Raw genomic sequence first — 12,189 nt, forward strand, 5'->3', positions numbered from 1 at the left:
AAAGGTTTTCCGTGTCTCCGCTTATGCGGAGGATACTTCTTCGGAATCGCTAGCTGAATCCGTGCCTTCAAGGAAGAATTGCACGAGTTTCACATGCTTTTTCAACGATTTCTCGTGAATGAGATTGATTTTGCCATTATCCAACGAGCCGAATACATAGATCAACTCTTCATTATCATGTGACCAATCGAAGCCATCTAACAGCTGTAAGGACTGCGTCCACTCTTCGTTATATTCTCCATTTGGGAATAGGAAGCGATTCGCATATAGCGCAATACTCTCCTGAATCACGCGATTCGCTGATGTATATTGCGCCAACCCTGGCTGTTCTGGCATCATTGGCAGGATGGTATTGAAAAACTGATGCAAGATTTCAACATACGTTGATGGATCATGTCGAATTTTACGCTGCAGCTCGTAAGAAGGCTGCATTCTGCCTGAGAACAGCATTGTCGCCGTCGCATACAACCAGCTGAAGCATGTAAAATTACGGTTAAAGGAGGTCAAATTACTGCGTCTCTCCACTCCTGCTGCCTTCAGGTACACATTGTGATCCACAACCTGTTGAATAACCAAATTAAGCGGATCAATGGAGTCGAAGGAATGTCCGAGTTCCTTACTAACAAGCTGTACCTTGGAGTTGATGTCGCCGAATAGCTGCTGCTCTTCTTCTTCCGTCAAACCGATATAGATTTGCACAGCAAGCTGTGTTTCCATGAGGTCTAAGCGTCTTCCCTCAAGTTGATTAATCGTACCTTCTGTTTCCTCAACCTCTTGCTTAATCTCCGCATCATCACTAAACTTCCGTTGCTTAATCTTGAGCAGAGCCAGCTTCTTCTCAAAGCGTCGTACTTCCTTTTGCATCTGATCATTCACATAACCAAGAGCTAGAATACGATGTTGGCCATCAAGAATCGATAGCTTCGAGCCATGACGTAAGAGAAACTCTTTCGCCCCTTTGGAAAGCTGGTTCACCTCGCGCAGCGATAGCGTAACAGGGCCGAAGAAAACATGATCCAACTCACGTTCTTGCAAATAAGTTGAGATCTTCCGGCGCTGCATATTACTCAGCTTCCGTTGAACCATAGGATCGATCATTGTATAGTTCAGCAGGTCCTGAACGCGTAAGGCAACAGTCGCTAGACCGAACCTTTCGCAGAAAGGATGGATGGTCATTTTCAGGCGTAATCCTTCCATTAGCTCACGTCCTCCTTATTCGCAAAACTAGCTTTGTAGGCTTCTGCGTCACTGATCAGGAACGCATTTTGCTCTTGATAGAAGTTCTTAATATGGTTGTAAGCCTTCATGATACGTGTACGTCTTGGCAAACGATCCTTCTCTTCTCCTGCGTAAATACTATTCCAATTGACATGCGGTAATATTTTCAAAGCATGCTCAAGCGCATAGCGATTGAAGCTGCCTGTTTTCGTTGCTTCTTCATGCATGAACAGGGCTAAGGCAATTTGGATATTCTCAGACCACACAATTTCACCCTTGGTCGGGGACGGCAAATGTGTCAATAACCCATTAAAATAGCCGCCTGCTAGAGAGATTAGCTCCTGCAAATCTTTGTCGGCATATTGATAGTTGTTATTACGAGCGGCAGATTTCATACGCCCTTCAAACAATCCCACTAGAATCTCAATTAACAAGTGGTAGGAGAACAAATACTCCGGCGATTTCCCGCGCTCTGAGAACATATCAACGGTTAGCTTCTGCATGGCAGGCGCTTTCGCCGCTAGCTCAGTCGCAGCCACATGATAGAACCGACGCTGATCGCGAAGTACAGCCAAGTTACCTCCAAGTTTACGAGGAAGCTTATTAATGTCGGAGAACAATTGACGCTCCTGACGTGCATTGATATCCAGATACGTCATGGTTGAGATTGGGAAAGCATATAATCGGCGCAGCTTTTCCGTAATTTCTTCCATTTTGTCGTATTCCCGACGATCTTTCGCACGTGCCATCTGGCTTTGCAGCGTTTCCATAATCCGTTGGAAAGCAGCTAATCTGTGCTGACCGTCAACAACGTACAATTTCTCAATCGGCTGTAATCGAAGGGCTTGATGCTCCTCATCGTAATGCCCTGCACCTCTTGCTGAGAAAATAATGCCAGGGAAATAGATAGGTTGGCGATCCTCTAAATATAAATTCACATAGTCAATTAACTTGGAGAGGTTACGTGGAATAATCGCACGTTGTACTTCTAAATCAACCTCAAAAATAGAAAATAGTTTGCTAATAGGTAATGTAGCAGCTATAGTCGCTTGCCCGAACGTCTGTCCTAAAATTCCGGGAATTTCAACGAACGATGACGGCTTCTGATCAGCTAAAAGCTCAGATAGTGAAGAAATGGCATCCATATGCTTACCCCTTTCAACGTATAAATTTTCGTAAGACCTTACATCTACATATGTCTCTCATTCTCCTATTTTTACCAATATCTCTAACTTTCATTCTAAGGATCGTAGCCAATCTCCTATACGCCTTGCTGCCTCAAGTAATCGAGCCTCATCTTGCACTAAAGCAATACGGACAAATCCTTCTCCTTCAGCGCCAAATGCATCGCCAGGAATAACAACAACGCCTGTCTGGAATAACATTTCCCGGGAAATTTGTCGAGACGTCCAACCCTTGGGTATGGGAGCCCAAATAAACATCGTTGCTTTCGGTGGTGGAATGATCCAACCCGCATCATTTAATGCCGAAATAAATGCATTTCGTCTCTTCTCATAAATACTTGAGACAGTGTGATCGTTTTCCATGTCTTCTTCTAAAGCTGCAATACCTGCTGCCTGAATAGCACCGAATACCCCATAATCAATATTCGATTTGAGAGTCTTGAGAGCTTTGACCGCATCTGCATGACCGGTTAGAAATGCGATACGACAGCCTGCCATATTGAAGCTTTTGGATAAAGAATGGAATTCAACGGCAACCTCCTTAGCACCTTCAATTTCCAAAATGCTCATTGGCTTATAGCCGTCAAAAGCCATTTCGGAATAGGCAAGGTCGTGTACAACAAGCAAATCTTGCTTCTTGGCATAGGAAATCAAATGCTCAAAGAAAGCACGATCTGCAACAGCAGACAACGGGTTGCTTGGATAGTTAAGCAGGATGAATTTCGCCTTAGCAGCCACGTCATCTGGGATGTCCTCTAATTGGGGTAAGAAATGATTAGCTGCACGCAGCGGAAGTAAGTAGGGCTCAACGCCCGCTAACACGAGACTTGCCGAATATATGGGGTAACCTGGATCGGGGACAATAGCGATATCCCCAGGATCACAGAGTGAAAGCGCTAAGTGAGCAAGCCCATCTTGTGAGCCCATCAAGGTTAATATTTCAGTTTCAGCATTGAGCTCGACACCGAAACGATAGTGATACCATTTGGCTACTGCTTCGCGAAACGCTAGGCTCCCTTCGGATGTGGGATAACCGTAATATGATGGGGTGCGAACGGCTTCCGCCATTGCTTCCAAAATTCGATGAGAGGGGGGTAGGTCAGGACTTCCTATACCTAAATCTATGACGTCCACCCCTTGGTTCATAACCTCTCTCTTCCATTCTGCCACTTCAGAAAAAATGGCCGAGCCCAGCTGTTGCAGCCGCCTAGATCCTTTAAATGTCATGGATAACTTCCTCATTATGTAATTGTCATCAAATAATGCCGACCTGATGAACGAGTCTAATCATATACAGTAAAAATAAGATTAATACCAAATACGAAATACCGAACTTCCAGCGTGTCTTGACTGGCACGTCATAATAGTTCTCTTGCAGCCCTAGAGGGGAGTATTCCACTTGAACTTGGAGACCTAGGTGCAAGCCATCCTCTTTATTCATACGTTCCACTTTTACCAATTGGACTCTCTTGACGACCGCCTGTACAGGCAAATAAGCTTGCCCCTCAAATCCAATACCCTGCCAAGACATCGTCAAGGTTTGTCGGCCAGCGCCTGGGCCTTGTAATTCTGAGTATGTGATATAGTCCAAGTCACGCGTGTGACTCTCACCTGGGATCATATAACCTTGCTGTAATAAATGATTGGCTGGAAATTCAAATCGTGTAGCGACAGTAACGCGCTCTTCTTTATGTCGATACCGTACATATTTCTTATACAAATCCCAAGCAAACATCGCCCAGATGATAAAGAAAATAACTTTACTCGAAAAATAACTATCGATGTAGATAATAAATACGAGCCCGCCAATCAAACCAAGTAACCATAACCAGCGTGTTACCGCAGTCGAAATTCTCCCACCGTCCAAGGGATGAATCGGAAGTAAATTAATCAAATTGAGGTAAAAGGCAGCATAAGCAACAGATACGATTACAGCTGAATCGAAATACACGCCTACGCCAAAAGCGGCAACTCCCCCAAGGGTACCTAGAATAGGGCCACCAATTCCGATAAAAGCTTCTGTCGCCGCATCGGTTGGATTCTTCTTCATCGTGATTAGCGCACCGAGGAAAGGAATAAAGACTGGCGCAGAAACCGGAAGCCCTTTCATCTTCGCTGCAACCACGTGGCCAAGCTCGTGAATCAGGATCATGATTACGATGCCAATCGCGAACGGCAATGGCGCCAGAAAGGCGTAAGCCCAGATCGTGATGAACATCGAGATGACGGCCCCGCCAACTTTGCCAAGCTTCAAAGCGGCAAGCAGCAGCTTACCTTGTGATAAGAGGACAGCGATGAATCCGCCAATGGCTAGTGGTGACTTTTTGCGTGCTGGCTTCTGATTGTCTCCCACGAACACATCACCCTTTCGCCCATATATCCTCAAATACATCTTCTTTGAAGCCGACGGTAACTTTATGGCCATCCGTTACGATAGGCCGCTTGATTAATCGCCCATTTGAGGCTAGCAAATCAAGCATTTGTTCTTGTGACATGCCCGGCAGCTTGTCTTTCAAATTCATTTCTTTGTAGACTTCACCTGATGTATTGAAAAATTTCTTAATCTCAAATCCGCTTAACTTAAGCAATTCCGCTAGTTCTTTTGCTGTAGGCGGTGTTTCAAATAAAGGGACTTGATCTGTAATTTCAACATCGTGCGCTTTTAGCCACTTTACTGTACTCCGGCACGTCCCACATTTATCGTAACCATACACTTTAACTCCCATGTTGTAATAACTCCTTTATGCTGTATGATGCTCTCATAGAACTACTTAAAATTTTGGGCTAATTGCCTTGGAAAGTCAAGTAATTGCAAAGAAAAACCACCCAAAAATTGGAATGGTTTTTAATTATTTACCTCATATCGGTCAACCATTGCTCAAGTTCAGATAAATCTACAGGTAAAGGTGCATTAAATTCTGTCCATACCCTTGTGCCTGGATGCACAAAGCCCAATTTGTACGCATGAAGCGCCTGACGTTGCAACCGTTCGCTAGCTTCAAGTTCAGCCGCATAGCCCTCGAACTGAGGCAATGTGTACATTTTATCCCCCAATAGCGGGTGACCTAAGTGTCGCATATGTACGCGAATTTGATGCGTACGCCCCGTTTCCAGCCAAATCCGAACGAGCGCGGCCTTCTCGAATTGTTTCACAACCTCGTAATGAGTCACCGCAGCGTATCCGTCAGGCCTAACGATGCGCACATGAGGCTGATCGTCATCACGATCAATGGGCTCATTGATTGTTCCAGTAGGTGAGGTTACTTGGCCCCAGACGAAGGCAAGGTACTCTTTTTTCACCTGATGCTGAATCATTTGCTCGGAAATTTGCTGATGCACATAAGGTGTTTTCGCGATGGCTAGAACGCCAGAGGTTTCTTGGTCCAGTCGATGCACAGGGCGGAAACGGCACGTAATCCCCGCTTGCTGCCAATGGTACACGACCCCATTCGCAATCGTATTCACATAATGACCATGTGTCGGATGGACGATGATGCCCGCATCCTTAGCTAGGATGAGCAGATGCTCATCTTCATGAAGAATGTGCAGCGGAAGATCCTGAGGCAGAATATCCTCAGATTGCTCTTCCTCCATCCGAATTTCCACACGGTCGCCAGCCTTTACTTTGATATTGATGTACTGCCTTTCCCCGTTTACTGTAATCCCACGTTCAGTAAGTTTGATGCGGGATAACAATTTACGTGAGACCATCAATCTTTTTTGCAGCACAGTTTTGAGAATAAAGCCCTCTTCCTCTGGCGGGACAACGTACACTAATGGTTCATAATAGCTCATGATTTACGTTTAAACACCTCAGCACTGCGTATATATTCCACATCTGCAATCCCCTCACGGAAGTTCGCTGTGCGGGCAATCGTGAAAAAAAAGTCGGACAATCGATTCAAATATCGGCGTACCTCGGGATTAATCTCTTGTGTGCGAGCCAAGGTAACGACTAAGCGCTCAGCTCTTCGGCATACCGTACGACATACGTGCAAAGTCGATGACACGGTCCCGCCTCCCGGCAAAATAAAGCGCGTAATATCTGGCGTCTCTGCATCATATTTATCAATCCAAGCCTCTAAGGCATCCACCATGTCTGCCGTTACTTTATAGGGACGCAAATCCTGCTTCAGCAATGCAAGATCTGCACCGCAATCGAATAGTTCATGCTGAACCTGCAGCAAATCAGGTAATAAGTCCGTGTATTTCTGCGGATCCATGAAGCTCATCGCTTGACCTAGGAAGCTATTCAGCTCATCGGTCGTCCCATAGGCTTCGACTCGATCATCATCTTTGTCCACACGCCCCCCGATCACGCTGGTTTGGCCGGCATCTCCCGTACGTGTATATATTTTCATCTCAAAACCCCTCCCGTTTCGTAGGATGTGTTACTCCCATCATCGCATAAATTCGCTTCATATCCAAGTGAGCTCTTACATGCTCAGCCAATCGATCAAATGCAGCTTCCCGGCGCTCCTTATAACGAAGTCCTTGTGAGATTGGGGTTAAGCCCTTATGTAATCGAATCTGATTTAGCCAAGCTCTACGGAAATCATCATTGTGCAAAATGCCATGGATGTAAGTTCCCCACACATGCCCATCTAAGGAGACTGCTCCGTCATGATGAAGAGGAGTTTCGGTTTGAATGGAGGTAATTGCATTTGTTTCCGCGATTCGGAATGGAGCAACGATATCTTGCAGGTATTGCGTCCGCCCCATGTGGATTTCGTAGCCGTCGATGTTAAGCTCATATCCTTCTTCTACGAAAAGCGAGCTGACACCCTGTACCCGTACCGTTCGCTTATCCGGTGTAAATACTGTCACTGTCGGCAGCAGCCCTAAGCCTTCGAGCTCCGCATGCTCCGATTCGTACCGCCCAGGATCTGAAAGTGTGACACCCAGCATCTGATAACCCGCACAAATACCAACAATCCAACCTTTTTCCTCTTGGGCAAAGGAGATTAATCGGGCAGCCAACCCCGACTCCTTCAGGTAGTGCAAGTCTTCCATCGTATTCTTACTTCCAGGAAGTAAGACCACATCCGGCTCTCCCCAGTCAGTGAGATGCTCGATGTAACGAAAATGCACATCCGTTTCCTCTTCTAGCGGATCAAAGTCCGTAAAGTTAGAAAGGCGTGGAAAGCGAATAACGGCGACATCCAGTTGATCGGATTTTTTTCCAATACTGTTCGGAGACCTTCTGCTTTGTGTCCGTTTGGAATCGAGTGATGCTGAGTCTTCGTCCTCTATACCCAACTGCTGCAAATAGGGAATAACGCCGAGAACTGGCTTCCCTGTGCGCTCTTCCAACCAATCCAAGCCAGGCTTCAGCAAGCTGACATCCCCGCGAAATTTATTAATGATAAAGCCTTGCACCCGATCTCGTTCCTCTGGGGTCAAGATTTCAAGCGTACCCACAATCGAAGCAAAAACCCCGCCACGATCAATATCAGCAACCAGCAGAACCGGTGAATCTGCCCAACCAGCCAGTCGCATATTGACGATGTCGCGATCCTTAAGATTGACCTCAGCCGGACTTCCTGCACCTTCCAGAACAACCATATCATATTCGCATCGCAAGCGTTCTAATGCATCTTTCACGATCGCTTCCGCTTGCGACAAATAGGATTCTCTATATGTTCTTGCATCCAAATCTGCATAAGGCTTACCATGAACAACAACTTGGGCGACCATGTCTTGCTTAGGCTTGAGCAGAATCGGGTTCATATCTGTCGTAGCGACAATTCGACAAGCATCTGCTTGCACACCTTGCGCTCTGCCTATCTCTTTGCCGTCGAACGTGATGTAGGAGTTGAGGGACATATTTTGCGATTTAAAAGGGGCCGTCAGCCAGCCGTCCTGAACAAAAATACGGCATAGAGCCGCCGTAATAATGCTTTTGCCAACATCAGAAGCTGTGCCTTGAATCATAAGAACGGCAGACTTTGATTCACGCATGGTCTGAACCTCCATTCCTAGATAAGTCACTCATCATGTTGTGTAAGGCTTGGAGTAAACGCTCGTTATCCACCCGAAGTCGTATTGCTACGCGACAATACCGTTCATTCAGACCTTCAAATAACGAAGCATCCCGAATAAGAATCCCTTGATGACCCATATACAGTTGAGCTTGCTTAACGTTAATCCCACTCGACGCTGGAAATGAAAACAACAAAAAATTCACATCACTCGGTACAACTTCCAACCCTAAATTACTCAGTTGTTCAATAAGCCAAGGCTTCTCGACGCTCAGCCACTCCCTTGTGGACTGCTCAAAGGCCTCATCCTCCAGAACTGCTGAGCCAATACGCTGGGCGAGGTAATTCACACTCCACTGCACCTGTTGCTGTCGCAGTTGCTGAATGAGATCTGGGTGAGCCACCATAAAGCCTAAACGAATACCTGGGATCGAGTAAAACTTCGTCATTGAGCGGATCACGATTAGATCGTGACTTGTTGAAGCAAGCTTTAGAAGCGAATGCTCCACCTCCTGAGGAACAAAATCCATAAAAGCCTCATCAAGTACAAGCTTACGCTGACTCTGGAGCAAACTGCTTAACACGTGGCGAGGAAGTAGTTTACCTGTGGGATTGTTGGGATGACCGAGGAAAAACAAGTCAACAGCTGGTAATACTGCTTCGATGTCAGGCCATTGAAGTTCAAATTGGTTCTGAGGGTTTAACGGGATATTGGTTAGCCCACCACCCGTTTTGTGAACCGCTTCTTCATATTCGCTAAAAGATGGCCTCGCAAGCCCTGTCGCTCTTGGCTTCAACACGCGAATGATCAAATCAATCAGCTCTGCTGCACCGTTTCCAACTAGAATACTCTCGGGATCGATCTCATATTTCAGCGATAGTTTTCGACGTAGATCACGAACAGCAGGATCTGGATATTTGACGATATCACGCCAGCTCGCTGTCAGAATCTCTTTCACCACTTCGGGAGGTCCAAGAGGGTTCATATTAGAGCTGTAATCCAGAAACTGCTCCTTCGGCCGATGAAAAGCTTCCTCCGCCGTCCACAGATCGCCCCCGTGTCCATAACGCTCTAACATAATGGTCATTCCTTTCCTTCTAAGGGTTACACGCTATGCATTTGAATGACGATGACTCCAAGCAAGAGCACACTTTCCAGAAGCTCGTTTAAAGCGCCGTAAGTATCTCCTGTAAGGCCGCCTAGTTTGCTGCTGATGTAGGCCGCAATGGCTGTTCCTGCAAGAGTCGTAATGACAGTGAAGCCTAAGACAATGCTCCAGCTGGGCAACGAGGTTGGGTTAACGAAGTAAACAAATAGCGTAGTAGTCAGCAGAGCTACTATCAGGGAAAAGGTGACATACTTGTTGTTTACGCCACGGAACAAACTGCCTAACCCGGAATTCGGCCGTGCATAAGGCCAATTTTTAATCGCCGCAACCATGAACCAACGGCTCCAAATCGGGATAATGGCCAGCAGGACAAGCAGACTACCTCGTTCACCCAGTTGTTCCGCTTCCAGCAAGGTGTACAGAAATGAAAATTTGAGCAAAAGATGTAGAACACACACAATAACGCCCATCGCGCCAACGCGACTATCCTTCATAATCTCAAGCATTTGCTCGCGTGGTCTATGACTCAGAATGCCATCTGCTGTATCCATCAGGCCATCCAGATGCAGTCCGCCTGTTAGGACCACCCAAATTGTAAGCAGCAAGACAGTTGCAGGCATGGTTGGCATCACGTAGGAGAGCCCTTCTCCTGACAATAGGAGTAGCAGACCGATCACGAAGCCCACAAGCGGATAAAAGACCGAACTGCGTTGAATTACACGCTCCGTATAGTTAATCTGCACCGGAATCGGCAGACGAGTCAGAAATTGAAAGGCGGCTAGACCGGCTCCCAGCCAGTCTACCAAAGTACGAGTATGACGCACAGGAGTCCTCCCATCACGAGATAACTTACGCCGTAGAGCATGCTCACGGCGTGCACAATATCCCGCTGCGTCCGCGGACGCAGCGGCAAGCCTAGGCGGGCACGCTCACTCGCAGCGCCGCCATAGACGTTCAGCCCGCCAAGCTCGATCCCGAGTGCCCCGGCTACTGCCGACTCCGGGATCCCGCTGTTCGGGCTGGGGTGTAGATGCGCGAAGCGGCGAATCGCCGCCGCTGCGCGTGGAGCTGAGAGGCCCGGCTTCACCAGGGCCACGAGGATCAGCAAGATCCCGGTCAGCCGCGCCGGGATCCAGTTCATGGCGTCGTCCCAGCGGGCCGACGCGGTGCCGAAATGACGGTATCTGTCATTTCGGTAGCCGACCATCGAATCCAGCGTATTCGATGCACGGTAAAGCATCGTAAGCGGCGCACCGCCGATGAGCGCGTAGAACAAGGGCGCGATGACCGCGTCCACGATGTTCTCCGCGACCGTCTCCACGACGGCTCGCGTGAGCTCCTCCTCGTGGAGCGCATCCGTATCCCGGCCCACAATGTAGCCGGTGTACTTGCGAGCATCCGCGAGATTGCCTTCGCGCAGCGGATTGTAGACCAGATACGCGGCATCCTTCAGGCCTTTGATCGCCACCGTAGTGGAGATGAGCCAAGTTGAAACTGCGTACCCTAGCCATGGATGAATATCGTTAGCGAAATGTACCAGCACAAGAACCACAATAAAGCTCAATGTGATTGTGGAAAGAGTGAGCAGGATGCCTTTCATTCGAAGCCTTGTAGGATGTTCATCCTCTTTGTTGCTCAAAAAATCATTTCTTGGGTGTAGCCTATCCTCCACCCAGCGAATCCAACGACCAATGATAATAACAGGATGAGTGGGCCACTTTGGGTCGCCAAGCATCAAGTCCAATGCGATCGCAGCAGCCGTCATCCAGACGATTTCTTGCCATGTATATATCCACATAAGGGCTTCACCATTCCATACTTGACTCTCACTACTGGTAAGAGCCTGCAATTATACATCATTCACTTGTAAAACGCGTGTTAAAAGGGATATTCCTGCGATAATGCAGTTTTTTGCTTATCTCGGCAGTTTTCGGACTATTTCCGGTTAATTTCCTGCACTTTTGCAGGAATGGTGCTTCAGATTAAGTATTTTGCCACAAAATCCTGCACTTTTGCAGTTCTTAGCTTTTTTGACCCAGATACGGGATTGACTACCTATTTCGGGGTACGTGAGTAGTACTACTAGTCTAAAACATAAGCTCTACTCTTTAGTTCAATTGGGATACCAGCCGTAACCAGGAACACTTGCTGACAGACTTCAGCTAATCGCTGATTCATCCGTCCGGCCAAATCTCTAAATTGACGGCCTAGCGGGTATTCCGGCACAATGCCGTCACCCACTTCATTCGTAACCAGGATGAGTTGTCCACTGTAGGTAGACACGGCTTCCACAAGCTCATCAATTTGCTTCGTTACAAGCTGAACCGCGTCGCTAGCTTCTTCGTAATGAAGCAGCCAGTTCGTCAGCCACAGGGTTAGGCAGTCGACCAACACCACAGCCCCCTCGCCGCTCTCGTCCAGCTGCTCGAGGCAAACCCGCAGCGCATACGGCTCCTCCCGGATTTCCCAAGGGAATCCCGAGCGAAGCCTCTGCCGCTTGTGCAGACCAACCCGCTCCCTCATTTCCTCATCGTAGATGTGGGAGGTCGCGATGTAAACCCCTCGCTGGCAGCGATGCATCGCCAGCTTCTCCGCGAAGGAGCTTTTGCCGCTGCGCGCGCCACCCGTTACCAGAACCGCCATGGTGTCTCTCGCCTCCTTCTCTCTGCTTCTATCCGTTTGCTGCTTTGTTTGCAG

The 12,189-nt window shown here is 47.7% G+C and carries 12 protein-coding genes; all 12 read right to left on the reverse strand.

Features of this window, described 5'->3' with window-relative positions:
• Positions 1 to 21: 21 nt before the first annotated feature.
• Complete coding sequence (locus tag AC58QC_RS21515; protein ID WP_497417125.1) at positions 22 to 1,197, reverse strand: DNA sulfur modification protein DndB; 1,176 nt, start codon at positions 1,195 to 1,197, stop codon at positions 22 to 24.
• Positions 1,197 to 2,363 (reverse strand): DNA sulfur modification protein DndB, encoded by a 1,167-nt coding sequence (locus tag AC58QC_RS21520; RefSeq protein WP_497417126.1) that lies wholly within the window; start codon positions 2,361 to 2,363, stop codon positions 1,197 to 1,199. The genes AC58QC_RS21515 and AC58QC_RS21520 overlap by 1 nt, the downstream gene beginning before the upstream one ends.
• Positions 2,364 to 2,453: 90 nt before the next feature.
• Positions 2,454 to 3,629 (reverse strand): aminotransferase class I/II-fold pyridoxal phosphate-dependent enzyme, encoded by a 1,176-nt coding sequence (locus AC58QC_RS21525; RefSeq protein WP_497417127.1) that lies wholly within the window; start codon positions 3,627 to 3,629, stop codon positions 2,454 to 2,456.
• Between the two features lie 28 nt (positions 3,630 to 3,657).
• A complete protein-coding gene (locus AC58QC_RS21530) occupies positions 3,658 to 4,755 on the reverse strand; it encodes a site-2 protease family protein (RefSeq protein ID WP_497417128.1) in 1,098 nt (365 codons plus the stop codon).
• 7 nt (positions 4,756 to 4,762) lie between these two features.
• A complete protein-coding gene (locus AC58QC_RS21535) occupies positions 4,763 to 5,128 on the reverse strand; it encodes an arsenate reductase family protein (RefSeq protein ID WP_497417129.1) in 366 nt (121 codons plus the stop codon).
• 127 nt (positions 5,129 to 5,255) lie between these two features.
• Positions 5,256 to 6,197 (reverse strand): RluA family pseudouridine synthase, encoded by a 942-nt coding sequence (locus AC58QC_RS21540; RefSeq protein ID WP_497417130.1) that lies wholly within the window; start codon positions 6,195 to 6,197, stop codon positions 5,256 to 5,258.
• Positions 6,194 to 6,763: a cob(I)yrinic acid a,c-diamide adenosyltransferase gene (locus AC58QC_RS21545; RefSeq protein ID WP_497417131.1), complete on the reverse strand. Its 570-nt coding sequence runs from the start codon at positions 6,761 to 6,763 to the stop codon at positions 6,194 to 6,196. The genes AC58QC_RS21540 and AC58QC_RS21545 overlap by 4 nt, the downstream gene beginning before the upstream one ends.
• A 1-nt stretch (position 6,764) precedes the next feature.
• The gene (locus AC58QC_RS21550) at positions 6,765 to 8,363 is read right to left on the reverse strand and encodes a cobyric acid synthase (RefSeq protein WP_497417132.1); all 1,599 of its coding nucleotides are present in this window, start codon (positions 8,361 to 8,363) and stop codon (positions 6,765 to 6,767) included.
• Positions 8,356 to 9,471 (reverse strand): threonine-phosphate decarboxylase CobD, encoded by a 1,116-nt coding sequence (cobD, locus tag AC58QC_RS21555; protein ID WP_497417133.1) that lies wholly within the window; start codon positions 9,469 to 9,471, stop codon positions 8,356 to 8,358. The genes AC58QC_RS21550 and cobD overlap by 8 nt, the downstream gene beginning before the upstream one ends.
• 17 nt (positions 9,472 to 9,488) lie before the next feature.
• A complete protein-coding gene (gene cobS / locus AC58QC_RS21560; RefSeq protein WP_497417134.1) occupies positions 9,489 to 10,316 on the reverse strand; it encodes an adenosylcobinamide-GDP ribazoletransferase in 828 nt (275 codons plus the stop codon).
• The gene (gene cbiB, locus AC58QC_RS21565) at positions 10,292 to 11,290 is read right to left on the reverse strand and encodes an adenosylcobinamide-phosphate synthase CbiB (protein WP_497417135.1); all 999 of its coding nucleotides are present in this window, start codon (positions 11,288 to 11,290) and stop codon (positions 10,292 to 10,294) included. Before cbiB ends, cobS begins: the two co-directional genes overlap by 25 nt.
• A gap of 284 nt (positions 11,291 to 11,574) precedes the next feature.
• Positions 11,575 to 12,135, reverse strand: coding sequence for a bifunctional adenosylcobinamide kinase/adenosylcobinamide-phosphate guanylyltransferase (gene cobU / locus AC58QC_RS21570; RefSeq protein WP_497417136.1), 561 nt, complete (start codon positions 12,133 to 12,135; stop codon positions 11,575 to 11,577).
• Positions 12,136 to 12,189 lie beyond the last annotated feature (54 nt).

The organism is Paenibacillus sp. J22P51, from assembly GCF_059692215.1.